A 26,151-nucleotide genomic window follows, 5' to 3' on the forward strand; every position below is an offset into this window, starting at 1 on the left:
GTGCCGATGAAGGGTAGAGTCCTGTGTTGGGTTAGATTCATAGTGAAAGATTTTGCCGTTAGTCTTCCGTAGAAGCTTCCAGCCACGTTTTAAATTAACTGCTAAGTCGAGTGGCGTATTCCTCGACTGTAAACGAAACCCCGTTCACACAAAACCCCGCACACTCTCAACTGTAGCGGGTAGCCAAGAGGCGCTGGAAGCTTGTCGGGCGATGACCAGTCAGACCCATTGTCTCGAAGATGTTGATGTCGACACTCCGGGTTTGAGGGCAGTCCACGTCGTTGGTACGCGACAAATTGGGCGTTAAGCTTCATCCGCGACCAGCGCGTCAGCAAGGTCTCTTTTTAAAGAGGACCTTGCAGCTGGCTTTCTGCAACTTACCCCTCTTTCTTACCCATGATAATCGCGATCATATCGTCGAAAACCTCAAGGAATCGGTTCAATTCCTCCTGGGTATGCTGCGGGCAGATCAGGAACATATTGAAGAAGGGCATGATCAGCAGCCCGTGGTGCCAAAGATAAGCGTGGGCGAACTCGAACAGTCCGCCGAAGCCAATCTGGGTGATGCCAGTGAGCGGATCGTGACACTTATCGCTGATGAAGTGGAAACAGAGACGATTGCCCATCATCTCGGCCCTGAAAGGCGCACTGTATTTTACAAATACCGCTTCCATCCCATCACGCACGAATGCAGCCTTGGCCAGCAGCGGATCGAACACCTCTGGGGTCATCACCTCCTGCATGGTGACCCTTAGGGCGGTAGTGGACATGGTGTTGCCGGTCAGCGCATTGCCCAGAAAACCCAGGCCTGCGCCGGCGAAAAAGCCGGCCTGAAGCTGCCACTTCTCCACATAGTCGGCCACTTCGCGGTTCATGCCGAACACTGCTCCTGGGATGCCCGAGGAGATCGCCTTTCCGCAGGCCCACATATCAAATCCTGTGATGCCTTGTGCACCCACCGAACCGTTCCAGGCATGGCCCAAGGTGTGGGTCTCGTCGTAGCAGAGTAGGGTGCCGTATTTTCGTGTCAGCTCGCGCACCCCTTGGTGCCAGCCCTCTTTGGGCCAGGCCCAGCCGAAGTTGCTCATCACCGGCTCCATCATCACCACAGCGACGCTTTTATCCTTGAGGCACTCCTCTAGGGACTCTAGATCGTTCCAGGTGAAGATCTTGGTCCCCTGGTCTACTTCACCGTAGTATTGGGGCATCTCGTGGTAGCGGGAAATAACTCCGGGCTCGGGCATCATCTTCTGGGTTTCGTCGATGGTGCCGTGGTAGGTGAAGTTAGGGATGGCGATATTCGGTCGGCCGGTCACGCAGCGGGCTATGGAGAGCAGATAGCGGTTGGCGTCGGTGGCCGTCAGGGCGTGCATCCATACCGGCAACTGGAAGTGTTTCTCCAGTTCCTTAGCGGTAACGGCCTGCTCCTCGGTACCCATCATCGGGTCGATACCGACGTTCATCAGCGACTCTGCGGCAGCTCTTACTGCAGGGTTTTCTGGTCCGTGGCCAAACATGGAGGGAGTATCGCCAAACTGAAGGTCGATATACTCGTTGCCGTCTACATCCCAAAGCTTGCCGCCCAGGCAGTTCTTGGCAAAGGGCAGGATCGGTGTTTCCCAGTCTTTCTGGTAGGATCCGAAGACACCGAAGAGCATATTCTTTCTGCCAGCATCCTGCAGTTTCTTCGAAGTGGGCATCTTGGCCTGCCACAGCTCCATGTATTTTGCTGACAATTCCAGCAGCTGCGCTTGAGGGATGACGCCCTGTTTTTCGCCCTCTGACGGGTAGAAGCTGGCGAGGTCATTGAAGTCGGCATTGGGGGCCCACTTGCGCGCGCTGGAATAGTCGAAGGGTTTGCTTGGAACCATCGTCGAGTGCTTTCGGAACACGCGGTTGCCACGTGTATGACCTGCTTCGGTTTGCTGGGAGGGGGTCTCGAAAATACGGTCGAAATCTGTCATGGGTCGGAACCTCGTGGTTTTCTGGTGGCACGAAACCCGCTTATGTCATGGGTTTCCATGCTTACAAACTACGAGGACGTCGTCGCCTCAGAAAGGTTATGTACGGACGAGGGCCGAGTGAAATGCGGACAAAGTCAGTTGCGGTAGTGGCTGGGTGGGTGGCCGGTCCAGTGTTTGAAGGCTTTGCGAAAGTTGCTGTATTCGGAGAAACCGACCCGTTCAGCGACCTCATCCAGGCTAATGTTGGAGTTGCTCAGGTAGTCGATCGCCAGGTGGGCACGCACGTCGTCCGCAAGGTTCTGGAAGCTAGTGTTGTGCTCGGTGAGATAACGCCGGAGGGAGCGGGTGCTCATCTTCAGCTCCTCGGCTACCAAGTCCATGCTGGGAAAGCGGCCAGGGGTACGACCTAGGATTCGACGGATGCTGTAGCACAGGTCGGTGACTTGCCCCTGGCGCTGCAACGATTCCACGCAGAGGGTGCGGCTCAGTTGTGCGCTGATGGAGTCGGCGGTAACCAGGGGGCAGTCCAGATATTGTGCATCGAAGATCATGCGGTTGCTGGGACTGTTGAAGTGGATCGGGCAGCGGAATAGCCGATCGTATTGCAGGCTATAGGCCGGCTTGTCGAAGGCAACCTCAATCTTCCGGGCCTTGAATGGTTTGCCGATCAGTACCGGGAAGACCGCATAAACACAGGCAAACAGCTCTTCGATCACGGTTGGCAGCAATGAACCAATGGGGTGCGGGGTATAAGCCTGCATCACGCAGTGGTCGGGGGTGAAATGGAACTCCATATCGTAGAGTGCGGGGCCCGACTGGTAGTAGTCGTGAGTGACCTCCAGCGCGCTCTTGAGGGTGGCCGAACTCATGATGGCAAACCCCAACAAGCCCCAAGTGCTAACCTTCTCCCGCTGGCCTACTACCAGGCCGAGTCCCGGCTCCGGGTAAAGTGCGAGCGCATTCTCGACAATGCGTAGCACCTGATCGTAGCGAATAAAGGTGTTCTGTTGGCGCAGATCCTGAGGCAAAAGCCCCGTACCAGCCAGCACTTCTAGGTCAGTAAAGCCCTTCTCCTTGATCACGTCGGCAAAAATCGCGACCACCTGGGTGGGCAGAACCACTTCATTGACGCTGGTGCGTGGATCGCTGATCGGGCTCATTTGATTCGATGTGTAATTATGTATGTCCAATTGTGAGTGTGCGGGGAGCAGCTGCCAAGCATATTTGAGAATTGTCACGAAAGGTCGGGGGGATTACCGGTGGATCGCAGTGCCCATCACTTCCTAGGTGGTGTGGCTTAATGATTCTGGACACCCCGATAGGGGGTTAAGCTTCGCCGATCAAAGCGGTGTTCAGGACCAGAGGATCATTTACTACAGATTTAAACTCGAAGCAGATGGCCTAGTTCTAGACCAGGGCTATTCAATATCTGAGGCCTGTAGGTTTATGGGCACAGGCCTAACGGTCGGTGTTGCGCTTATGGGTTGAGCAACTGCGTGACGAGCGCAGCGGCACAACACCACAGAAAAGTCTCCTGTTAAACAAGATCCGCCCTTTTTGGTCGATTCGCGGGAGTAGCCTCTATCCGACGAAATGGTTCGGCTAGGAGGAAGTAGCGACACAGCAACTTTTAGCTAGCCTCGCCGTGATGCTCAACTTGATAGCCTCGGTATTTGTGCTCAGTGCTACTGTCGTGAGCCAACTTGTTCAGCCAGTAGACAGAGCATCTCAAACAGCAGTGTGGCACCATTTAGTGCGGTCAGGCCGCTCGGATCCAGGGGCGGAGAGACCTCCACCAGATCGGCTCCGATAAAGTTGAGTCCGCGCAGTTCCCGCAACAACCGCTGGGCTTCCCGCATGCTGATACCGCCGGCTTCAGGGGTGCCGGTTCCGGGGGCGAACACCGGATCCAACCCGTCAATATCGAAGGTCAGGTAGACCGGGCTGTCGCCGACGATGCGTCGGGCTTCGCTAGCCACTGCTTTCCAGCCCAGATCATCGAACTCCTCGATAGTGATCACCCTCATTTCTTTGTTGCGGGAGTAATCGAGGCCATCGGAAAAATTCTGCCCGCCGCGTATACCAATCTGAACCGTTTTGAGCGGATCGATCAGCCCTTCGTCGACAGCCAAACGAAATGGTGCGCCATGGTGAAACTTAGATCCCTGATATTCGCCCCAAGTATCAGTATGGGCGTCGATATGAATTATGGCGATCGGCTGATCATGGACTTTCGCCAGAGCCTTGAGAATGGGGTAGGTGACCGAGTGATCGCCGCCAATGCCGATGGGTATCACGCCACTTTTAGCGATGGCATCATAGTATTTTTCGATATCCTGGATGGCCGCATCAAGGCTGAATAGATTGGAAAAACGCACATCACCCAGGTCAGCGATGCGCGCAATATTGAAGGGCTTGACCCCGGTTGCCACGTTGATGGCGCGCATCATGGTGGATTGGTTGCGCACCTCACGGGGGCCCATACGAGCGCCGGTTCTACAGGTGAGACCGCCGTCAAAGGGGATGCCGATGAGGCCGATATCGACTTGGCTAAGCTCTCTGACTTGGGGCGCGCGCATAAAGGTGGCGACTTCGCTGTAACGCTGACACTGGATCGGGGTGTAAGTCTCGCCGAGAATATCTTGAGTCTGATAAAAGCGGTCTATCATTTCGCGGTTCATAATGGCAGTTTCCCGAGTCGCTGATTGTTGTTATTGAAAAAAGGCAGCTGCCTCAGGGCAGCCGCCAAAAAAAGCGGTCACGTCGGGAACCGCTTTTGGAGCTCAGTTAAAGCACGGTTTGGAGTCTCCCAGAGCTTCTGCGGCCGAAGAATATTGAATGCGGTAAGCTGGCTTATAAGTAATTGGAAGTGCGAGCCCACGTGAAGGGTTGTCGCGCAAACAATCTGCTAGATTCAGCGATCGAGTGCAGAAAAAGGTGGAAAGGAACGATGAAGCCTAAAGGGCAGCTGAGTGATATGGATCTTAAGTTGCTTCGGGTTTATGTTGCTGTAGTGAAGGCAGGCGGCCTGTCCGCCGCCGAGATCAGCCTGAACATGAGCGTCTCCAATATCAGCGCCCGGTTATCCGATCTGGAGCAGCGCCTCGGGATGCGTCTGTGCGAGCGAGGGCGCCACGGCTTCTCGCTGACCGAGCAGGGGCAGCAGGTCTATGGGGCCACGCAGGAGTTGATCCAGTCCATCGAACACTTTACCGGCCAGGTGCAGGCGACCCAGGGGCATATCACCGGAGAGCTGCGTCTGATTCTCACGGATAACACGCTGTCCGATCCCAACTTCTTGATAGTGCCGATTATCCAGCGTTTCCAGTCTCAAGCGTCTCAGGTTCATATTCGATTGGATGTGGGCTCGCGTTCCGAGGTTGAACGGGCCGTCGTTAATGGCGAAGTACAACTAGGTATCACCTCCCTGACCCAGCCATTGGAAAATCTGGTGTGCCACTACCTGTATCCTGAAGAGTATTTTCTTTACTGCGGTCGCTCCCACCCCCTATTCGATCAGGGTGTCGAGACGGTGACGCAAGCGGATATCGACAATTGCTGTTTTATCGATCATGCACCGGGAAGCCATGGCTCGGATCCGATCACCGGCGCCAAACAGACTGCCACCGCTGCTGCGCTGGAGGCCCGAGCGACTCTGATCTTGGCGGGCAACCATGTCGGTTTTCTGCCCAGCCACTATTCACAACGCTGGACCCGAGCAGGACAGATGCGGGCATTGCTTCCAGAGGCAATGTGCTACAAGAAAGACATGTATGCCTTGACCAAGAAGGGGCGTGCTTCGAATGCCGCGTTGAATCTGTTTATTGAGACTTTATTGCAGGCTTATTCGCCAGCGGTGGGGGAGGGCTGAGGCATCTGTTTTGACCGGATCGTTCGGAAGGCTCGATCCGGTCAAGGACCAAGTGGATCAAGGTCGACATGCCCGTACCCGGATATCCATGAGTGCTGTTAGGGAAGCCAGAGTGCAATCTACGCGGAATACCGAAGTGTCGGCCCGAACGTGCGCGATGAGTTTGTTAGTTCGCGAGGTCAAGGGTGCGTGAGTATTCTGGTTATTGCTCGTTGCCAGCCTCCAGTGCTGCGGCAATCGTTTCGAAGGCGCGCGCCATATTCTGATAAAGCTCGCCGTCCACTTCCTCAGGATGGGAGGAGAACTTCACCCCCACCAGCTGAGCTACCGGATCGATATAGACAATTTGTCCGAATACTCCCGCGGCCATCATCGCCTGGAGGGCATTGCCGGGCAGCCACCACTGGCTTCGATAGCCGCCTTCGGGAAACAGTGCAGCATAGTACCCTTTGGCCCAAGCGGCCGAATCGCTATTGAAGCGGATATCATCGATCCAGGCCCGCGGCAGAATCTGCTGGTCGTTGAAGGTTCCGCCCTGGAGGATCATCTGGCCAAAGCGCCCCATGTCGCGAAGAGTCGCACAGAGGCCGCCATCCAGAATGGCGCTACCCGAGGGATCAACCCCGATGTAGGCGTCCCGTTCGGCGCCGAGCTTTGACCAGAGCTCACGACTCAGCAACTCCGGCAGGGCTATGCCGGTTACCCGTTCCATGATCCATCCCAGCATGTCGGTGTTGATGGAGTCATAGCTGAACCGTTGCCCATGGTCGCCGTCGCCTTTCTTCAGCAGCTGGGCAAGGTCGTACATGCTCTTGGGTCGGCCGGGGCCGCTTTCCGGGCTCCAGCCCGTCACCTGATCCAGATCCCGCAGGGAGTAACCTCCAGGCGCTTCTGGGTACTCGTCATAGTTGCTGGCGATCTGCATATCCAGCACCTGGCGAACCGTCGCATCGCCATAGGCGCTGTCCTTTAGTTCGGGAATATAGCTGGGCAGTGGGGCATCGAGATCGATCAGTCCCTGGGATACCAGAATGCCCATCAGGGTCGAGCCCACGGACTTGGTCACCGACATCAGCAGATGCTGGGCAGACGGCGCCATGCCGTTGAAATACTGTTCGGTGACGATCTTACCGCGATGGATCACCAGAAACGCGTCGGTGCTGGTTTCACACAGCAACTGCTGCAGGGGAACCACTTGGCCATCCATCTTGGTTACAGGCACATCATCCAGATAGCGGGGGGCCTGTTCAAAGACTGAGGGCGGGTGGTTGCCACGACTAACTTCCGCGGTGGGCACCAGCCTGCGCACATTCTGGAAAGCCCAGCGGCTATAGGGCGCCCGTTGCCAGTTTGCCAGGGTTACCTGTTGCTCGGGGGGAGGGGGAAATCCTTGCATCAATGGGTCAGTCAGATGTGAACGCATGATTTGCTCTCTTGTTTTCTATGTTCAGTCAGTTGAGCGGATGTTGATTGCCGAGCCGGTCATAGCAGATGGCAGGCTTAGTTTTCTGAAGGTGGGGATTTCATCAAGCCAGAGCCAACGGGGGAAGGAGCCTGCATCTGGAAGCTGGACGGTTCACCAGCGGCCGGAAGCGGATCAATCAACCGCCTATAGAACGCGTGTCCGGCCATCAGTGCCGACATGGCCGCCAGGCACCAGAAAAACCCCGGGGCGCCCCAGCGCTCCATCGTCAGCGAGATCATAAAGGGACCCAGGGTGGCGCCGATGCCACCCACCAGCAACAGGGTGCTGCTGGCGCCGACCGCCTGATCCGACGTCAGTTCGTCGTTGGTAAGCGCCAGGTAAAGTGCCAGCAGTGGGAAACAGCAGCCGCCGAACAGTAACGCCAGCAGCAGGTGACGATTGTCGGCGGCGAATCCGGTTTGCCCGCTGACGAGGGCAAACAACAGTGCGGCAAAGGCCGCAGCGCAGATCACTGAGCGCCGGTCCATGCGATCGGAGAGCTTGCCCAGGGGCCATTGCAGCAGCATGCCGCCAACCACCAACACCGCCATAAACAGCGAAATCTCATCCACCTGCATCCCCAGTTTACTGGCATAGACTGCGCCCATACCAAGCACCATGGCGTAACATGTATTGATCAGGAAGGAGCCGATCAGCCCTGTGGGGGCGAGGTGATAGAGAGCTTTGATGCTCACCGGTCGGGCGGCTTCGAAGGATGGCATTGGGGTGGCGGTGATCAGAATCGGTATGGCGGCCAGGCTGATTAGTACCGAAATCAGGGTAAATAACTCGAAACTGGCGGGATCCGCCAATTTGAGCAGGAACTGGCCGCTGGAAAGACCGGCCAACATGGTGACCATGTAGATCGACAACAACTGGCCACGGCTGCGGTTGTTGGCTGCCTGGTTCAACCAGCTTTCGGCGACCACATAGATCGCCGAAACGGCAAAGCCGGTGAGCAGGCGCATCAGTCCCCAGGTCCAGGGATCAATGATCAGGGAGTGAACCAAAATGGTGATGGATGCCAGTGCAGTCAGTGCTGCGAAAGCGCGAATGTGCCCTACTCGCTGGAGAATCTTCGGCGCGCGCAGTGAACCGAGCAGAAAGCCAACGTAGTAGGCCGACATCAGTAGCCCAGTTACCCGGATATCGAAGCCTTCCAGTTCAGCACGGATTCCCAGCAGTGAGCCCTGAGCGCCGATACAGACGCCGATAATGCCGAGGCCGAAGAACAACGGCCAGACGCTGGTAAGGGTTTTACGCATCATGTCAGGGGATCCGTCGTTGGAGCCAAGAGGCTAGAGTAGAGCCTGCCATCACGCCTTAGCGGCGCGAGAACGGCAGGATAAAGAGCAGATAGCCGCCCAGTGCAGCAGCGCTGATCAGGTTCACCGAGAAGTAGCTGCCACCAGTTATAAAAGCCCCGGCCAGGGCAGGTCCAAGGGCCAGTCCGGCGCCTTGAAATGCGGGAATCAGCGCCGTGTATCGGCCCTCGGTATCGCAACTGATCAGCGCGCCAACCTGATAAGCGATGCCGAAGTTCCAGCTGAAGGCAAAGATCGAAAAGATAACGGCGAAGACGATTGCACTCATCTCACCATGGAACAGGCCGAGCGCTACCAACTGCACCGCAATGGCGATGAGGATTGGCCAAAAACGACCAAAGCGGACATCCATCCAGACCGAAAGTACGGCCCCTAGCAGGGAGGCGAGGGAGGTTAACGCGAGTAAATTACCGATGGTCTGAGCATCGAGCCCGCCCGTTGCGGCGATGCGCTCACCATAGGCCCAGATTGCCCCCTGGCCGATAAAGAACAGAGCCATGGCTATCAGTATCGAGAAAACGGCGAGTTTTGCCGAGACCGGCAGGCCTGCGGCTTCACCTCGATGCAAATCTTCGGCATGGCCAGTACTGGGAAACCATTTCACCAATCCCATTGCCAGCAGTGCCAGTGAGCTGAACAGGTAGTAGAAACTGTTCACTCCCCAGTGCGCCTGCATCGATGGTGCGGCGAAAAAAGCGATAGCTTGTGCCAACACCTGAATGGCAACGAACAATCCCATATAGCGATCCGGGCGGGTGGTGTTGGCGATCACGCTATAGGTCAGCACGGCTGCACAACCGCCCCCCAGGCCGGTAACGAAGCGCAGCAGCATCAGTGAGCCGTAATCGGTGACGTTGAGGCAGAGCAGGTTGCCGATGATCAGTGCCGCCATGGACATCAGCCCCGCGAGGCGCCAGTTGAGCCGCTTGATCCAGAACAGGGCTGCAACGCTGGCTACGGCCATTCCGGCCAGATCCATCGACGCCAGATTGCCCAGTTGACCGTCATCGAAGCCGTTGGACGCCAGTGCACCTACGAACATTGGCATCATGAGGAATACGAAGAGGCCGATGGTGCCGAACAAGATGGCAGCCCACACCCCGCCCCCGGACACCTGACTGCTTTCCACGGCGGGGAGCTGTGCCACAGCTATTGCTCCGATGGAGTTACTCATAACAACAAACCTTTATTATTTTAGCTTTTATTTGCCTGGCTTCAGCTTGGTGCCGACTGTTGTTGGCGAGTAGGCTCGATTCGGTCAGCCATCGGGTGACATTCGGCCAAGGCGTAGCCAGTCATCCGTTGTTGCAGGCTAGCGCCACTTGGGTATCGCCATCAGCTGTCCGCGCTAATTGGGTTGCCAGCATGGTCAGTGCCATGGCAGCAAGCGTGAAGAACACCGCCCACAGGTAGCCGAACCCGAAGCCGACCTGCGCCAAAATTGCGCCCAGCACCCCAGGTCCGATGGCACCGCCAGCGGCGAGGATAAAGGCGATCATCACCGTATAGCGGCCATTGCGATCGGTTTCGGTGATCAGTGCCATCTGTGTGGCCGAGACGAACTGCAGCAAGGCGTTGAGGGCGCAGGCGGCAACGGCAAAAACCACTACACCGTTGGCAAAATGCAGCAAGGCCACGCAGGCAAGGGTCAGCCCCATGCCGCCGAGGATAGGTTTGCGATGACCGAAGCGCTGGCCCATCAAGGCGCAGAGCATGGCGCCCAATAAGCCCGTTACCAGGGACAGGGTCAGCAGGGTGCCGAGGGTGTCTGGGGTCACGCCGTTTATTTCACCGATCCGCTCCATAAAGCCCCAGAGGCCACTGAAGGTCCCGAACTGGAAGAACAGTGCTAGGGCGGCCATGGCTGCCGGCCTGTTCAGGCCGTTTCCTGCAGTCTTGCTGGTTGAATGTTGCTCGACGGCCTTGAGGAAGTTCTTTGGCAGTCCAAGCAGCGACAGTGCCGACAAACTGTACAGGGCGACGATGCCGCCGATAAAACCGTCGTAACCAAAAGCTTCGATCACCAGAGTGGTCATCGCCAGCATTAATACTCCCGCTACCAGCATCTCAGTCATTATTTTCCAGCCATAGGCACGATCTGGATTTCTGGCCGCCGACACTACCCCGAGCGAGAGGGTGAAAATGACTCCAGAGCCCAGCCCTAGCAGCCCCATGACGTAGTGGATCTGCTCGGTGGGTGCCGTTTTTAGCAGGAAGGACGCGATGACGATGAGCAGATAGCCGAACACACCGCAGGTTTTCCAGGGCAGGCGAGGCATCCACAACGGGGCGAGCAGGGCAATTAGGGCGAAGCCTGTCAGGTAGGCGGTGCCTAACAGCCCCAGTTGTTCGTCATTGAAGCCGAAAGCTCCGGCGATATTTCCGAGAAACAGCGGGAAGGCGTTGAACACTAGGGCGCCGGCTGCCGAAAGCACACAGGCGGCAGTTAGGGCGCGAGTACTGATCTGATGGTGAATTCTCATGGCAATTTCTCTTTTTTGTTGTTGCTGTAGGCGGAGACATTTCCGGAGGATCAAGCCGCCCTCAGGAGGCGGCCTAGCCTGCTAAGGACGACCCGCAAGATAGGCATCGGCCAGCGCCACGACCCTGTCGATCAGATCTGCGGTGAGTGCCTTGGCGGTTTCGGTATCCTTGCGGGTATGAACCCAGCCCAAATACACCAGTCCCCGCACCAGGAAGAAGGTGGGTAGCATCGCCAAATGGGCTTGTGGGAGTTCGCGCACGTAGCGGTAGCACTCGATCATCGAGGCCAGGATGTCGTCGAAATTGTCCTCGCCGATATGGAAGAACAGCGAGGTGGCAAACTCGAACAGGTGCCAGCCGAAGCCAGCGTCATCGAAGTCGATAATGCGAATGCCATCGGCCGTCATCAGCAGATTTTCGGGTAGAAAATCGTTGTGGATCAGGCCGTAGCGATCCGGGCTTTGACCGAACGCCTTTAACTTTTGCTTGGCTATATCCCGGGCGAGGCAGAGCAGTACCCGCTGCGCGTCGAACAGAGGCTCCAGCTCGCAGAACCGGCCCCAGATCGGATTATCGCCGACCAAACCATCGGCATCCCAGGCGTCGCGGATGAAGGAGGGAGGGCGTTGCCAGTCTTCGCTCTGGTTATGCAGGCGGCCGGCCAACTCTCCCACCACTCGGTAGCTCTCCACCTGCTGGGCCGGATCGAAGTCGTGGTCATTGTCAATCGAACCCAGGGGGGCTCCCTCGACCCAGCCCAGCAGGTCGCATTGGTGAGGCCGGGGGATGGTGTCGATGGCAACGTTCTTGAACAGTTCGCCATCGATGGTCGGGATGATAGGTGGCGTGCAGACGCCGGCCTGGTTCAGTGCCCGCATCCACAGCAGCTCGGAATGCAACGCGGCATCTGAGTGGTAGCCGAAACGGTGCACCCGAAGTGCATAGCGGCGCTGGGAGGAGGCGTCGATCACGCTGAAGACGGCATTTTCCCGGTGTTTGGTCAGGGAAATGGCGGCGTCATCGATGCCCCAATACTTGAGCGCCTCCCGGGCCAGTTCTTGAAAATGGCGCGCCTGTTGAGGTGAGGCAAGTGTAAGGACTTTATCCATGGCTACCTCGTGGGTCGTTGTTATCGTCTTGGTGGAGACTGCCGCCCCGGGTTATTTGGATGGATTAATGCTCATCGGGATGCCCTTGTCCTCGACCCGCTCGGCCACACGGATGGCGGCTTCGAATTTATCCAGTGCTTCGTCGCAGAAGGCCCGGTCGATCAAGAGGCCTGCTTTGAACTGCAGCACTGAGGGGTCGAACCCGGCGAAGATCGCCCACAGTCCCTGGTCGAACAGGGCTTTCATCATGTGAATGCCGCCGTTAGGGCTGTCGAACTTGAGGCCCATTACCACTCCCTGACTGCGAATTTCCTTGAGGTAGGGGTGGCGTTGCTGGATATCCGCAAGGCCGGTTCGGAGATAGTCGGCGGTGCTGCGGGTCTGTACGAGGGTGGCGAAATCGCTGCAGATCGCCAATACCTTGCTGGCAACCGCGCAACCGATCTCGCTACCGCCGAAGGTGGAGACGTGCCCCCAGCCGTTGTCGATCAGCCAGGACCCGACCCGCTCACTCATCACCGCGGCGGCGATCGGGTATAGCCCAGCGGACAGCCCCTTGCCGGTGACCAAGATATCCGGCTCAACCCCCCAGCACTGGACGGCCCAGAGCTCGCCGCAGCGTCCCAGGCCAACTTGTACCTCGTCGGCGATAAACAGGCTGCCGTAGCGCTCGCACAGAGCCTTGACTCCGGGCAGGTAATCATTGGTTGGCATCGTGAAGCCAGCCGTAGCCGGGATCACTTCCATCAGTACGGCGGCCACATCCTCGCTGGCCAGCGCCGCGTCCATCGCTGCCAGGTCGTTGAAAGGCACGGTGTGGAAATCGTCGGCGCAGTCGGAGTGGAAATAGCGGGAGTTGGATGGATCGCCGGCGGCGCCGGATAGGCCGGTGCGACCATGGAAGGCTGTGTCCAGTGCCACGATCTTGCGTCGTCCGGTGGCGTAACGAGCGGATTTGATTGCCACATCGTTGGCTTCGCTGCCGCTGCTGGTAAGCACGCTGTAGTGGAGTGAGCCACCAGGCGACAGGTGCGACAGCTGTTCGGCCAATTTGGTCCGGTAGGGGGACGCGAAGTGGTGGTTGCCTATATCCAAGGTTGTCAGTGCCTGGTTTAACACCTCCAGCACTTCGGGGTTGCGGTGTCCGACATTGTAGGTGCCGCCATTTAGGTGGAAGTCCATGAACTCCTTACCGTCGATATCCCAGAACCGATAACCCTCTCGGCGACCGATCACCAGATCGATGCCCATCTGACTGAAGGTATTGATGCGCCCTGGGATCAGGTGATCGTGGGCCTTGCGCAGGGCCTGTTGTTTCAACATCGAGGTACTGACTGGAGTCTGCAGAATGTTCATGGCTTCATCTCGGGAGCTTTTAGATGAGCACCAGCCATCGGCTGACCCTGCGGGGCCAAGGTCGATTTCCTGAATACTCTTTTTTATTTAATCGCGGCGGGGGAGTGTTGGTTAGGTTGTAGGTGGCCAAGTTGTGGGTGAATAGCGGTCAGGGCCGGTAGTTCTTTAGGGGGGGCGAAGATGACCATTTTTTCAAATCGCGGCTTTATAGGTCGCTGGGGTACTGGCTTGCATTTTTCGAGTGGCCATACATTTCCATTGCTTCCTAGTGTCCTGAGCGGTTAGTTCGATTATCGAAAAATATGTCGATATACTGACCAGACTTCGACCTCACTGAGCAGTAGTGCGCATGGCCAAACCCGCCGCCCCATTCGTTTTAACGCCATCTGACCAAGCCACACTACAAGGCTGGTCGCGGATGGGCTCGCTGGCACAACGTCTCGGGCTGCGGGCCAGAATTCTGCTGTTATTGGCGGATGGATTAACGCCCAAAGACGTCAGCCATCAGCTCCAGGTCTCAGCGCCGGTGGTGTTCAAATGGCGAAAGCGCTATCTGGAGGCGGGTCTTGAGGGCTTGAACGACCTGCCTCGAAGTGGCCAGCCTCGCAAGCTCAGCACTCAAAAAATGAAGGAGATTCTTACCCTGACCACCCAGCGCGTGCCTCGTGAGGCGACGCATTGGAGTGTGCGCTTGATGGCCAAATATGCCGCCGTTACGGCTTGGCAAGTGCGACAAGTCTGGGCCGCTTCCGACCTTAAACCCCATCGTTTGAAAACGTTCAAGATCAGCAACGATCCGCATTTTGCCGATAAGGTCGTCGATGTCGTCGGGCTTTATCTGAACCCGCCGGATAACGCCATCGTGCTGTCGGTTGATGAGAAAACCCAGATCCAGGCACTGGATCGCACACAACCGATGTTGCCGCTACGCCCTGGCCAGATCGAGCGACGCACGCATGATTACAAACGCCATGGCACCGCCAGTCTGTATGCCGCTTTTGACATCCTGACCGGCCAGGTTATCGGGCGGATAACCCAACGCCATCGGGCCAAAGAGTTTCTGGCCTTCCTGCGACAGATCGACCGCGCGACGCCCGCAGAGCTTGACCTGCATGTGATTCTGGACAACAGCTCGACGCACAAAACACCGGCCATCAAACAATGGCTGGAGAAGCACCCGCGTTTCAAACTGCACTTCACGCCGACCAGTGCTTCGTGGCTGAACGCCGTGGAAGGCTGGTTCGCGCAGCTGGAAAGGCGAGCACTGTATCGGGGTGTTTTCACCAGCGTGGCCGAACTGAAAGCGGCTATTCGTCAATTTATCGAGGCCCACAATGACCTTTCGGCGAAGCCCTTCAAGTGGAACAAGACGGCTGAATCCATCATTAGCTCTGTGAACAAAGCAAAGCTGGGAGCGATAAAAAATAAGTTATTGAATTAACCGCTCAAGACACTAGGCGCTGAAGAGCGAGGCAGCACTTGAAATGCGCTGCACCTAATATGTCCGAATTTCACCCCTCAGTTGGCCGAAAGCACGCTACAGACCCTTGAGTAGCCGCGATATATTCAGCTCCAGCCAATTAATAATGTCGACTCAATAAGCATGGCTGAGCAGGAGCAACCGTAACTAGTTATCCCGGGGGCATGGGCTGCAACAACATGATTGGCCAAGTTGAAATGCAGTTCTCCCCAGTTAATAGCTCCATTGCCAACAATAATAATGAGGGGCGGTTGCAGGAGCTGAGTGCAACACGGTTATTGAATCGAAGTGGGAGTATCGTGCCGCATCGCATTGGCCTTTTGCATCACCTCACTCATCACTTCGATCGGACATTTGAAATCGAAGCGTTTACGTGGGCGCATATTCAGTTGCAAGGCAATGGCATCCAGCTGTTCTTGGCTGTGTCCCGACAAGTCCATCCCTTTGGGCAGGTACTGGCGGATCAGCCCGTTGATATTTTCATTACTGCCACGCTGCCAAGGGCTGTGCGGGTCGCAGAAGTAAATCGCCACCCCGGTGTTCTGGGTGATCTCGGCATGTCGCGCCATCTCTCGGCCCTGGTCGTAAGTCATGCTCCTGCGCATCGCCAGCGGCATGCTATTGAGCGCGGCGCTGAAGCCCTCCATCGCCGAGGTTGCCGTCGCGTCATTCATCTTCACCAGCATCAGATAGCCACTGGTGCGTTCCACCAACGTGCCTACGGACGAGGCGTTGGCCTTGCCTTTGATCAGATCACCTTCCCAATGCCCCGGCATCAGCCGGTCTTCAATCTCCGGCGGGCGCACGTGAATGCTGACCATCTCGGGAATCTGGCCGCGTCGATCCACGCCGCCCGAGCGTGGTCGGCGGGCCGTTTTGCCTTGGCGCAGACAGATGATCAGTTCCTTGCGCAGTTCGCCGACCGGCAGGGCATAGATCGCGTTATAGATCGTCTCGCGGCAGACGTAGGCATCTCTAAGGTTGGGAATATTCATGCTGCGTAGCTTGCCGGCAATCTGCTCGGGAGACAAACGCTCGCGCAGCATATGGGCCACCAACTCGAAGCGTTCACTACCCGGCAACAGCTTTCGCATGGGTCGACAGGTTTGACGGCGGGCATGCATCTGTTGCTGGGCCGCACGGGCTGAGTAACTCCCACAGACCTCTCGATTGCGGCGCAACTCCCGACTGATGGTCGAGGGAGATCGTTCGATCAGCCGAGCAATCCGACGCTGGCTGAGGCCCTGGACATGACCGATTTGAATGGCGGCGCGTTCTTCGACGCTGAGTTCGTGATAGGACATGGGGCAGCACCGTACCGGAAAGGTCAGGTGTTGCACTCAGTTTTTGCCGCCGCCCACTTTTGCGCTGGATCGATCACCTATCCAAACTCGGCCGGGTGGGAGAAACCATCGATCGTGTCGAACAGGCGACCATCGATGCTATAAACAATAGGCTCCAATGGCCTCATTTGGGCGGTGTTGCTTACCCTTCCGAGTGGATGATTCCACCCTCTGCTCAAATAGTGACAAGCAAACAAACCGGGTATGTCCAACATATTGATGTACAGGCATTAGGTGCCATTGCCACCGCGTGCGAGATTCAGATCTTTCTGGAGATCCTTCCCGGAAGCTTTGTGCATTTGGGCATGCCGCTTGCCCGAACGGTGAGTTTGAACAAGGAGCGCGTAGATGAGTTGCACTCCAGCAGCGAAAAAATACTGGCATGTCTGACCGTAGGCGTACGCCGAACATTTGAACACGATCCCAGGTTTGGGCTGTCAGTGTTGTCGGAGATCGCCTCCCGAGCTTTATCGCCAGCAGTCAATGATCCCGGGACTGCAATTGACGTGATTGGCCGTGGGGTCAGAAGCCTCACCGACTGGGGTAGGCCCCCAGACTCTACAGCGATGATCGATACAGATTGCGAGCAGGTTTATCTTCGCGGGCTGGTAGTAGACGACTTATTCGATGACTTTTTCGCACCGATTGCCAGAGACGGCGCGAGCCTGCTTGAGGTTGACCTGCGCATGATGAAGGCCCTGGCCAGTCTTGCGCAGATAAATCCGGATGTGTTCAGCAGTGCATGTATCCGGCATGCGAACCTTCTACTCAAGCACGCAGCCACTGCACTGACGTTGGAGGAAGATAGAAAGAAGCTCCACGAAATGGCTCAACAGCTGGTGTGCTAGTACGACTTATTGAGTGGCTTTTCGCGCAGTAGCATCACCATCCGAAGATTGCAAAAAACCGCGAGCCAACTGTTAATGCAACTCGGGCCCCATCCTTGCACTGACTGCTTTGGCAATCAGCGCGACGGCCATAAGGCTGATCACCATGCCATGGCTATCGATCATCTCCATGACGATGACCGCGGAGGTGATGGGCGATTGCGTTACGGCCGCTACCCGATGGGTGGAACTATCGATGGGCAGTACGGCGACCACATCCTGCTGGCACCGCCGTTCATTCTTGAGGACCATCATCTGGATGAGATCGCCGATAAACTCCTGAGCGCCGTGAATATCACGCTCAAAGGTCTGTGAGGGAGTAACGGCATGGCTATTCAATCACGACTGACTTCGCTGACCGAAACGCAAATGGATGATGCTCAACGCGCCGTTCTCAGGGAAATTCTCAGCGGCCCGCGAGGCTATCTGGACGGGCCGTCCTGGCCTGGATTCACAGTCCTTAGCTGGCCAGCCATGCGCAGCGATTGGGTGCGTTCTGTCGCTATAACACTCGGCTGGAATTGCGTTTGACCGAACTGGCAATCCTGTTCACCGCGTCATGGTGGCAGTCCCAGGCCGAGTGGCAAATTCATAAACCGATCGCGCGCTCGACGGGTTTGTCTGAACCGATAATCGAGGCGCTGCGTCAGCAGACACTCCCGCAATTCACCAATGAAGATGAACTTCTGGTTTATCGACTGGGCAAGACTCTGGACGAGACTCGTCGTATCGACGACGCTCTTTATGCACACGCTATTCAATCGTTTGGAGACCCCGCTGTCGTCGAGCTGATAGGTGTCTTCGGATATTACGCATTTGTCGCGATGACGCTAAACGTCTTCTCTGTTCGCCGTGATTCTGATACACCGTTGCCGTTCGTAGAGCCGCCGGTATTAAATGTGCCCCGCAAGCTTACGGGACACATTTCATGCGTTGGGTCGTCGAGCTTCGTCGGTCAACCATTCGATGTATCGGCGTGCCGTATTGCTGAGCACTATCTGGCGCAGCGTCAGCAGGTAATAGACTTGCTCATGACGCATCGTCAACGCTGGGCAGAATGACCATTCAGCCACTGCGCAAGGGCCTCTCGGTGAGCTTCAGGGCGCACAGCGCTTCATCAAAGTCCGAAGTACTGATGCGCGGCAGCTTTGGCATCCTTGCCGTCAAAGGTGGTCAGTCCATCCAGCCACGGGTCGAGCCACTGCGGATTGCGAGTGATCCAGGCCTTGGCCATTTGAAGCGGATCTTTCTTATCGAGAATGCCCACCATCAGTTCACTTTCCATCTGAACGTCAAACTTCATGTTGCTGATCAGCTTCGCGGTGTTCGGGCAGCGCTGGGCATAGTCCGGTGTAGTCACGGTATAGACCGTCGCGGCGCCATAATTGGGGCCGAACACCTGATCCCCTCCGGAAAGGTACGTCATCTTGAATTCCAGGTTCATCGGGTGCGGAGCCCAGCCCAGGAACAGGATCGCTTTCTCGCGCCTGATCGCCCGCGAAACCTGCATGCGCATCGCCGTCTCACTGGACTCAACTAACTGGAAGTCACCCAGGCCGTAGAGGTTTTCCTTGATCATTTTTCTCAGCGAGGAGTTGCCACCGCTGCCCGGCTCGATACCATAGATTTTGCCGTCCAGTTCGTCCTTGAACTTGGCGATATCGGCAAAAGTGCGCAGGCCTTTCTCGGCCAAGAAATCAGGCACGGCCAGGGTGTACTTGGCGCCTGTCAGGTTTGCCGGTTGCAGCTTGATGATCTTTCCTTCCTTGATCAGTGGCTCCACGGTCGGATCAAGGGCGGGTGACCAGTAATCAAGAAACGCATCCAACTGGCCATTGTGTATCGAGGCCAGCGCGATCGGCACTGCAACCAGGATTTTGGACGGCTTGTAGCCGATAGCTTCGGCCACGGCCATGGTCAGACCATTGTTCGCCGAGTTATCGGCCCAGCCAAGATCAGCCAGCCGTACCGCCTGACATTGTGCAGGCTCCGAAGCTGCGAAAATATTATGGGCGAACAGGGCGAGAGCTGCAGCGGTGAGGCGCAGGGCGGGCTTGTTCATTAATGGACTCCGAGGGTGTCTTAAAGGCGAAAGGTGGCGAATGTAGGTTCGTCCTGAGCAAGGATCAACGCGACCAACGAACTGCTCAGTTTTGGCGCTTGCCGGTCATATGGATGCCGATTTTCCAAGTGAGCGCGAGTGAGGGGATCGTCTGGCAGGATGTTGCCGAAATGCTTGCGGTAGGGCTGGAAAACTGAGCACTGGACCCAACGCCGCGCGCCGTGGCGACGCGCTGGATCGACGGAGGTCTTGCCCGCAAGAGTCGATGTGCGTGACTCAGGCGTAATTGCCGGCAATAGTGAGAAGGGGAGCAATCAATGTGTGTTTTGAACAAGCGTTCAAGGTGGCGTCGAGACAGGTTCATGGAAGCGGCAAGTTTGTCAAAATCAATCATCACCGGCAGTTCCTGTTCAAGGCTGGCCAATGCCTGACGCACCTTTAACGGCTGGCGATGGCGCAGTTGTGCAGGCGCGCTGAAGTCAATCAAGGGGAGGGTGATTCGATTATCTTGAAAGTGCATGTCTTAATCCTTTATTGTATTTATTGGATTGAACACTTGCAATCGGGATCGAGCGTTTTGGTTCCTCCTGGAATGAGAAGAGGACGGAACATCGGTTCCATCCTCTGGCAGTGCTTAGCTAGGAAGGAACTCTTTGGCCCAGCCCAGGCTGGCGATGTTGCGTTCGATCATCGAATTAACCTCGGCCTCGCTGTAACCCATTTCGGCCAATACTTCGCGGGTGGAATGGCCCCAGCGCTCTGGCAGAGTGACTGCCTTGATGCTGGCCTCACTCGGCCGGATCGCCAGGTGGTCGATCTGGGTCAGGCAATGGCCGCTGGGGTGCTCTGGGTGAACCGAGAAAGCAACGCTGCCAAGGTCGATACCGACGGTGCCGTCGCCATCTCGGCTGTAAAGCTCGCGCAAGGTTTCAATCGATAGTGGTTCCGCCGCGGCGATATTGGCTGCCTGCAGTTGTTCAGCCCAGTAAGCCGCTGGAGCGGATTGAAGGGCGGTTTTGAGGAACACGCCAACATCCGCCGCCGAGCGGATACCGGCTAGGCCCTCGATGCGTTCAAGCTGCGGTAGCTCGGCAGCGTTGGAGTCAAGGTAGAGCCAGCCCTCGGCGGTTTTGTAGAAATGCGACAGGGCATTGTGGCCCAGCACTTCGCGGCCTGAAGGTTCATTGAACGGCGCACGCCCAGCATAATCGAAGGCGAAAGACAGCTGCGCCAGGTTCGTGATGGCCGACAGCGAAGTACGCGATCGTGTCGCCTGACCAGTCTTCATCTTGTGGTAGATCGATACCGCCATGCCCAGGCCGGCAGCGAAACCGCAGTTGACGTCCAAGGTGCCGAGGTGAGCGTGCTCCTCCGGGGTCTGTGGGCCCCCAAAACGGCTCATGATGCCGCTGTGCGCCTGGATGATGTCGTCATAGCCGATGTAGTTGCTTTTTGGTCCGGGCAGTGGGCCGCCGAGACAGTCCAGGCGGCAGAACAGCACGCCCGGATTGACCGCCTGCAGGCTGTCGTTGTCCAGCCCCAGGGCTTTGAGCTGGCGATCAGCGGCGTTGATCACCACCATGTCCACCGAGCGCACCAGGCGGTTGAACACCTCGCGGCCTTCGGCGCTCATAATGTCGACCAGCGCACTGCGCTTGCCCATGCCGGTCTGGAAGGTGAATAGGGTGCCAATCAGCGGGTCGTACATGGGTTTGACGGTGTCGAGCTTGATCACCTCGGCACCGAAACGGGCAAGGAACGCAGTCGAATGGGGGCCGGCGATCACGTTGGTGAGGTCAAGGATGCGCAGCCCGTCGAGCCAACCGGTATCGCTTGCCGCCTGCACAGCATCACCAACCGGGAAGCTGGTCGGATGAGCGGCAGCGACCTCACGCAGTTCGGCCAGCGCTTCGGCGAAGCTGACGGTCTTGCGTGGACGTGGCGTGACCATCTGCTCGGCGCATTCTTCCAGCCAGGCGAAGGGTCCAGGCTGCTTCATCAGGCCGTATTCAGGGTCGTTGACCTCTACAATCAGGCCCGCTGTGTTGGTGTGCTCGTGATTGACCCACTCTTGGGTGGTGCGGTGTGGCGCGCCGGGAATCTGGCCTTCGCCGAAGATCGTGCCCCACTCCTCGGACGTCTTGGTCAGGAAGGCCTGCTTCATCTTCGCCGAGATATGGTCGGCCCACTTTTTCGGTAGCGGGTAGACACCGATGGAGGTCTCACCGTCCCACTCGCTGATCGGAGCGTGTAGATCGTTGACTTCCGGTAGGCCATCGGCGACCAGCTCGTCGTAGATCCCCAGTACCTGCAGGGCGCGTTTGGCGTGATTCCGGTGGGACGGGCAAACGCAATAGAACATGCGGTCGTCGGAGCACTTATAGGTGCGGTAGAAGGGATCGAGGTATTCCTGCAGGTCCTCGTAGCTGAGATCCATCGCAATGTTATTGGCCTTGCGGTGCTCGATTTCCAGCTCGCGCATGGTCTTGTACCGTTCGGGCAGGCCTTCAATAACATAGGAGTTATACGACAAGCCTTCCATAAGTGCAGAAATCACCGGCACTTCAATAGCATCACCGCGACCAGTGCGCTCGCGGGCCTGCAGGGCGAGGGCGACGGAGGCAGCAGCCAGAGTGGTGGCGTAGGCCGAGCCTAATGGCAGTGGTGAGAAGCTTGGATTTAGGCCCAGCAACACGCGGTTGAATCCCATGTCAGTGAAGGCCCCAGCTGTTGCGGCTACCACGGCTTCGGTTGCTTTCCAGTCTCGGCGCAGTTCGTCGTTGCTGGCAAAACCCGGCACCGATAGGGTGATCAGTTCAGGGCGGGCTTCACGCAGTTCGGTGAAGTCAATGCCCAGTTTCTGCATGACGCCGGGGCGGAAACTTTCAATGACGATGTCCGCCTGTTCGATCAGCGCTAGGGCCTGAGCCAAGCCCTCCGCGGACTTGAGGTCCAAGCGCAGGCAGCTTTTATTGCGGTTGAGCACAGCATTAGCCGGGTGATCCCACTGTGGGCCTTGCGGAGGGTCGATATGTACCACGCTGGCACCCAGGTCAGCGAGGGTCATGGCCACGGCCGGGGCGGCGATCTGCTGGCCGAAGTCGACAACGCGAACACCGGTCAAAGGCAATTGATTGTTGTTGTTGTTCATTTCACTGATCCCTCTAAGAGCGCTTCAGTCCGTGGCCAAAACAGCCAGGGTGGACATGGTGTTGAGTGTTCAGCGGGCCGTTATCACGGTGCCGAGTAATAATCGCCGAAAATAAAAATTAACTTACAGGCACTAAATGATGGGGCTTCTAAAATTGCGGCCAAGCCAGATTCTGGGTCGCTCTCTGTTCATCGTGGCGCTTGTTAGTAATGACCTTTATTTCGGTACTGCCGATACTAAGAATTAATATGTTCATGGACCAGCAAAAAAAAATTGGCCTTAGACAGGGTTTTGCTTATGGCTGAAACGGGGCGTGTAATTACGCCGATGTTCTACTGCTCGGAAAGAAGCCTGCTAGCGCCGGATAGCATGGCGTGACGCTCAGAGAAACCCGCGAGCCATAAAAAATAATGGGTCAAAGGTCACTATTTTATTGCTTCTCAAGGTCTTTTATCTTCATAACAATAGGTTTCGTATCGATTTAAGGCCTTTAACGAGTCAAACGATTCGAGAAGCATGTCTCGACCGGGCTGCGCACATGACCTGGCTAGTAATGCAGGGGTACGCAGTGGCATAGCCGGCTGGAGCTTGCAGGTTCTCACATGGTTCGCGTGATCGACGCGGATGCGAGAGTTAACCAACAGCTATAGAGGTGTACGATGAAAATAAATATAAGAAACTCGCACATGCAGAGGGGCGGGCAATGACTGATCAAGTAAACAAACTGCCTTCGTCCGGGCCATTTGTAGACGCTAGCCCCGTGATGTCTATTGGTGCGGCGCTATTGGTTGTTGCTTTTGTCTTATTTACCGTGCTGCAACCAGAATATGCTGGACATCTATATGGTGCGGCCAAGGATTTTATTTCAACTAAGTTGGGCTGGTATTACATCGGGCTGATGAGTTTCTTTCTGTTCGTTGCTGTCTGGCTGATTTTCAGTCGGTATGGAAATATTCGTCTGGGTCAGGACAGCGATCGGCCAGAATTTAGTAACTTCTCCTGGTTCGCCATGTTGTTCGGTGCCGGTATCGGCATCGGTATTCTGTTCTGGAGCATCGCGGAGCCTATCAATCACTATCAGGGCAACCCGCTGATTGGCGATGCACAGAAAATGACCGCAGCAGCCGCGCAGGTGGCGATGCGCATCTCAATCTTCCATTGGGGGCTGCATGGCTGGGGCCTGTTTGCGATGTTCGGCCTGATGCTGTGCTACTTCACATATCGCAAAGGCCTGCCGCTGTCGATTCGTTCCACTCTCTATCCGTTACTGGGCGAGCGTATCTACGGCCCACTGGGCCATGCCGCCGATCTACTGGCAGTATTCGGTACGGTGTTTGGTATCGCCACATCGCTAGGTCTAGGCGCACAGCAGATGAACGCTGGGCTGAACTACCTACTGGGCTTCGAGATTTCGGTCAGCAACCAAATCCTGCTGATCGCGGTAATCTCGGTGATCGCTACGGCGTCGGTGCTCAGCGGCGTGAACAAGGGTATTCGCATGCTCAGCGAGCTGAATATGCATCTCACCATCCTGATTCTGGCGCTGTTTGTAATCTTCGGTCCGACAGCCTACCTGCTCGGCGCCTTCGTCACCAACATCGGTGATTACTTGGTTCATGCGGTTGAGTTGGGGATGTGGGTCGATCCTGATCCTAAGGGTCAATGGCAGGGGTGGTGGACCATTTTCTACTGGGGGTGGTGGATTGCTTGGGCGCCCTTTGTCGGCATGTTCATCGCGCGTATTTCTAAAGGTCGGACCTTGCGTGAGTTTGTCCTTGGTGTGCTGATCGCGCCGACTGTACTGGCGGCCTTCTGGATCACCATGTTCGGTAATAGTGCGATCTACATCGAGTTGTTCGGCGGTGGAGGAGTGACTGCAGCAGTCAACGAAGACATCACTATGGCGCTGTTCAAGACCATTGAGCTGATGAGCCTTGGTCAGTGGTTGAGCCTTCTGATGTCAGCAATCTGCACCCTGATGCTGGTGACCTACTTCGTCACCTCGGCAGACTCGGCAACGTTGGTAATCTGCACCCTGATCTGTATGGGCAACCAACACCCGCCTGCGCGCTACCGGATCTTCTGGGGCCTAGCGATTGGTGCCGTGGCGGCGGTGTTACTGCTCGCCGGGGGGCTAAAAGCCTTGCAGACGGCCTCGATCGTGGCGGCTCTGCCAATCTCATTCGTCGCCCTATTAGCCTTATATGGCTTCTTCAAGGCGCTTCGCCATGAGGTTGTGCGAACCGATTTGGCAGCCAGCTACGAGAATGCCGAAACCCAACAGGTGTCAGCACACCTAAAACCAGCGGTCGCCACCTCCGTCACGACCTGAGTGGCAGCAGCACCCTGCGCGCCAGGGACCGCAGTTTACTTTATCAAACGATCACCACGGCAAGGGGCGCGCACTGATTACGCTCCCCACTGCCTGTCCCCCGGAATTAGCGGAGTTGCCATGTCTACTCAAGTAATCCTTCCTCGCATCATGCAAATCGGCGAGGACGCCAGCCAGGACATTCACATCGTGATGGCTAACCTGGGCTGCAGCCGACCATTGATCATCACGGATCAGATGATGGTCAAACTCGGTTATGCCGGACGCATCCAGCAGCGCCTGGCGCGCGAAGGCATAAGCGCCGAAGTGTTCGACGAGACGGTGCCAGAGCCAACGGTCGCCTCGATCCAGGCCGGCGTGGCCAAGGCACGCGAGGGCGATTACGACTGCATCATCGCCCTCGGTGGCGGCAGCCCAATCGACAGCGCCAAGGCCATCGCCATCCTCGCCAAGCACGGTGGCGAAATGCGCGACTATAAGTTTCCGCGAATCGTCGTCGAATCGGGTCTACCAATCATCGCAGTGCCAACCACCGCTGGCACCGGCTCTGAAGTCACCCGGGTGACCATCATCGCCGACGAGAAAACCGATGAGAAAATGCTCTGTGTCGGCATCGGTTTTATGCCGGTGGCAGCGCTTATCGACTTCAGCCTGACCCTCAGCCTGCCGCCGCGCATTACCGCTGACACTGGTATCGACGCGCTTACCCACGCCATGGAAGCCTACGTCAGCAAGAAGGCCAGCTTGTATAGCGACAGCCAGGCCCTGCAAGCCATGCGCTTGATCGGCCCGAACCTGCGCCGTGCCTATCACGATGGCGCGGACAAGGCGGCGCGTGAAGCCATGATGCTGGGCTCGACCTTGGCCGGGGTGGCCTTTTCCAACGCTTCAGTGGCATTGGTACACGGCATGAGCCGGCCAATTGGCGCTCATTTCCATGTACCTCACGGCTTGTCCAACGCCATGTTGCTGCCCAGCGTCACGGCGTTCTCCATCCCTGCGGCAGCCGAGCGGTACGCCGATTGCGCTCGCGTCATGGGGGTGGCCGCTGCTACCGACAGCATAGAGGTGGCCAACGCCAAGCTGCTCTACGAACTGCGCGCGCTTAACGATGAGTTGCAGGTGCCCAGTCCCGCGCAGTTCGGGATAGATCGCGAGCAGTTCTTCGCCAAACTGCCGGTCATGGCCGAGCAGGCGCTTGCTTCTGGATCGCCGAACAACAACCCACGGGTCCCAAGCGCGGAAGAGATCATCGAGATCTACAAGCAGCTCTGGTAACCATTTTCTTAGCCATGCCCGGCGGCAAACCGCCAGCCCCCTTT

The 26,151-nt window shown here is 56.9% G+C and carries 18 protein-coding genes and 4 pseudogenes; 8 read left to right on the top strand and 14 right to left on the bottom strand.

Going from position 1 to position 26,151, the window contains the following annotated elements; genetic code table 11:
- Nucleotides 1-377: 377 nt before the first annotated feature.
- Together ELQ88_RS01010 and ELQ88_RS01015 are read right to left on the bottom strand one after the other, a co-directional pair.
- A complete protein-coding gene (locus ELQ88_RS01010; protein WP_138963028.1) occupies nucleotides 378-1,964 on the bottom strand; it encodes an aminotransferase class III-fold pyridoxal phosphate-dependent enzyme in 1,587 nt (528 codons plus the stop codon).
- Nucleotides 1,965-2,098: 134 nt separating this feature from the next.
- Nucleotides 2,099-3,124 (bottom strand): AraC family transcriptional regulator, encoded by a 1,026-nt coding sequence (locus ELQ88_RS01015; RefSeq protein ID WP_138963030.1) that lies wholly within the window; start codon nucleotides 3,122-3,124, stop codon nucleotides 2,099-2,101.
- A 188-nt stretch (nucleotides 3,125-3,312) separates the two neighbouring features.
- Here ELQ88_RS01015 and ELQ88_RS34470 point away from each other — a divergent pair.
- Nucleotides 3,313-3,486: pseudogene (locus ELQ88_RS34470) on the top strand (transposase); the annotation flags it as partial.
- Between the two features lie 163 nt (nucleotides 3,487-3,649).
- On the opposite strand, the gene speB reads toward ELQ88_RS34470, so the two are convergent.
- The gene (gene speB, locus ELQ88_RS01020; protein ID WP_228761527.1) at nucleotides 3,650-4,645 is read right to left on the bottom strand and encodes an agmatinase; all 996 of its coding nucleotides are present in this window, start codon (nucleotides 4,643-4,645) and stop codon (nucleotides 3,650-3,652) included.
- A gap of 269 nt (nucleotides 4,646-4,914) precedes the next feature.
- Here speB and ELQ88_RS01025 point away from each other — a divergent pair, with 269 nt between their 5' ends.
- Nucleotides 4,915-5,835: a LysR family transcriptional regulator gene (locus ELQ88_RS01025; protein ID WP_138963032.1), complete on the top strand. Its 921-nt coding sequence runs from the start codon at nucleotides 4,915-4,917 to the stop codon at nucleotides 5,833-5,835.
- Between the two features lie 202 nt (nucleotides 5,836-6,037).
- On the opposite strand, the gene ELQ88_RS01030 is transcribed toward ELQ88_RS01025, so the two are convergent.
- From ELQ88_RS01030 to ELQ88_RS01055, 6 genes are all read right to left on the bottom strand, one after another.
- Nucleotides 6,038-7,258: a serine hydrolase gene (locus tag ELQ88_RS01030; protein ID WP_138963034.1), complete on the bottom strand. Its 1,221-nt coding sequence runs from the start codon at nucleotides 7,256-7,258 to the stop codon at nucleotides 6,038-6,040.
- A 77-nt stretch (nucleotides 7,259-7,335) separates the two neighbouring features.
- On the bottom strand, nucleotides 7,336-8,535 hold the full coding sequence (locus ELQ88_RS01035) for an MFS transporter (protein WP_161599940.1): 1,200 nt from the start codon (nucleotides 8,533-8,535) through the stop codon (nucleotides 7,336-7,338).
- An 88-nt stretch (nucleotides 8,536-8,623) separates the two neighbouring features.
- On the bottom strand, nucleotides 8,624-9,799 hold the full coding sequence (locus ELQ88_RS01040) for an MFS transporter (RefSeq protein WP_138963038.1): 1,176 nt from the start codon (nucleotides 9,797-9,799) through the stop codon (nucleotides 8,624-8,626).
- Between the two features lie 121 nt (nucleotides 9,800-9,920).
- The gene (locus ELQ88_RS01045) at nucleotides 9,921-11,108 is read right to left on the bottom strand and encodes an MFS transporter (protein ID WP_138963040.1); all 1,188 of its coding nucleotides are present in this window, start codon (nucleotides 11,106-11,108) and stop codon (nucleotides 9,921-9,923) included.
- An 81-nt stretch (nucleotides 11,109-11,189) separates the two neighbouring features.
- A complete protein-coding gene (locus ELQ88_RS01050) occupies nucleotides 11,190-12,218 on the bottom strand; it encodes a phosphotransferase (RefSeq protein ID WP_138963042.1) in 1,029 nt (342 codons plus the stop codon).
- A gap of 51 nt (nucleotides 12,219-12,269) precedes the next feature.
- A complete protein-coding gene (locus tag ELQ88_RS01055; RefSeq protein WP_228761528.1) occupies nucleotides 12,270-13,574 on the bottom strand; it encodes an aminotransferase class III-fold pyridoxal phosphate-dependent enzyme in 1,305 nt (434 codons plus the stop codon).
- Nucleotides 13,575-13,923: 349 nt separating this feature from the next.
- On the opposite strand from ELQ88_RS01055, the gene ELQ88_RS01060 reads away from it, so the two are divergent.
- Nucleotides 13,924-15,015, top strand: a complete 1,092-nt coding sequence (locus ELQ88_RS01060; RefSeq protein ID WP_138963044.1) for an IS630 family transposase — start codon at nucleotides 13,924-13,926, stop codon at nucleotides 15,013-15,015.
- Between the two features lie 314 nt (nucleotides 15,016-15,329).
- Here the strand turns inward: ELQ88_RS01060 and ELQ88_RS01065 are convergent, their stop codons facing one another.
- Nucleotides 15,330-16,358, bottom strand: a complete 1,029-nt coding sequence (locus ELQ88_RS01065; RefSeq protein ID WP_138963046.1) for an IS30 family transposase — start codon at nucleotides 16,356-16,358, stop codon at nucleotides 15,330-15,332.
- Between the two features lie 59 nt (nucleotides 16,359-16,417).
- Between ELQ88_RS01065 and ELQ88_RS01070 the strand changes: the two genes are divergently transcribed.
- Entirely contained in the window at nucleotides 16,418-17,245 is an 828-nt protein-coding gene (locus ELQ88_RS01070; protein ID WP_138963048.1) for a DUF2254 family protein, read from the top strand.
- Nucleotides 17,246-17,317: 72 nt separating this feature from the next.
- Here ELQ88_RS01070 and ELQ88_RS01075 read toward each other — a convergent pair.
- A pseudogene (locus ELQ88_RS01075) lies at nucleotides 17,318-17,461 on the bottom strand (chloride channel protein); the annotation flags it as partial.
- Between ELQ88_RS01075 and ELQ88_RS01080 the strand changes: the two are divergent.
- Nucleotides 17,459-17,599 (top strand): annotated as a pseudogene (locus ELQ88_RS01080) (aspartate aminotransferase family protein); the annotation flags it as partial. The pseudogenes ELQ88_RS01075 and ELQ88_RS01080 overlap by 3 nt on opposite strands.
- A gap of 12 nt (nucleotides 17,600-17,611) precedes the next feature.
- Nucleotides 17,612-18,171 (top strand): annotated as a pseudogene (locus ELQ88_RS01085) (hypothetical protein); the annotation flags it as partial.
- Nucleotides 18,172-18,401: 230 nt separating this feature from the next.
- Here ELQ88_RS01085 and choX read toward each other — a convergent pair.
- From choX to ELQ88_RS01100, 3 genes are all read right to left on the bottom strand, one after another.
- The gene (gene choX / locus ELQ88_RS01090) at nucleotides 18,402-19,346 is read right to left on the bottom strand and encodes a choline ABC transporter substrate-binding protein (protein WP_138963050.1); all 945 of its coding nucleotides are present in this window, start codon (nucleotides 19,344-19,346) and stop codon (nucleotides 18,402-18,404) included.
- Between the two features lie 85 nt (nucleotides 19,347-19,431).
- Nucleotides 19,432-19,866 carry a helix-turn-helix domain-containing protein gene (locus ELQ88_RS01095; RefSeq protein WP_138963052.1) on the bottom strand — a complete coding sequence of 145 codons (435 nt, stop codon included), beginning with the start codon at nucleotides 19,864-19,866 and terminating at the stop codon, nucleotides 19,432-19,434.
- A 114-nt stretch (nucleotides 19,867-19,980) separates the two neighbouring features.
- The gene (locus tag ELQ88_RS01100; RefSeq protein ID WP_138963054.1) at nucleotides 19,981-22,497 is read right to left on the bottom strand and encodes a CoA transferase; all 2,517 of its coding nucleotides are present in this window, start codon (nucleotides 22,495-22,497) and stop codon (nucleotides 19,981-19,983) included.
- Between the two features lie 703 nt (nucleotides 22,498-23,200).
- Here ELQ88_RS01100 and ELQ88_RS01105 point away from each other — a divergent pair.
- Both ELQ88_RS01105 and ELQ88_RS01110 read left to right on the top strand, forming a co-directional pair.
- Nucleotides 23,201-24,829: a BCCT family transporter gene (locus ELQ88_RS01105; protein ID WP_138963056.1), complete on the top strand. Its 1,629-nt coding sequence runs from the start codon at nucleotides 23,201-23,203 to the stop codon at nucleotides 24,827-24,829.
- 120 nt (nucleotides 24,830-24,949) lie between these two features.
- Complete coding sequence (locus tag ELQ88_RS01110; RefSeq protein WP_138963058.1) at nucleotides 24,950-26,107, top strand: iron-containing alcohol dehydrogenase; 1,158 nt, start codon at nucleotides 24,950-24,952, stop codon at nucleotides 26,105-26,107.
- The last annotated feature ends 44 nt before the right edge of the window (nucleotides 26,108-26,151 follow it).

The organism is Pseudomonas sp. MPC6, from assembly GCF_006094435.1.
Lineage (GTDB): Bacteria > Pseudomonadota > Gammaproteobacteria > Pseudomonadales > Pseudomonadaceae > Aquipseudomonas.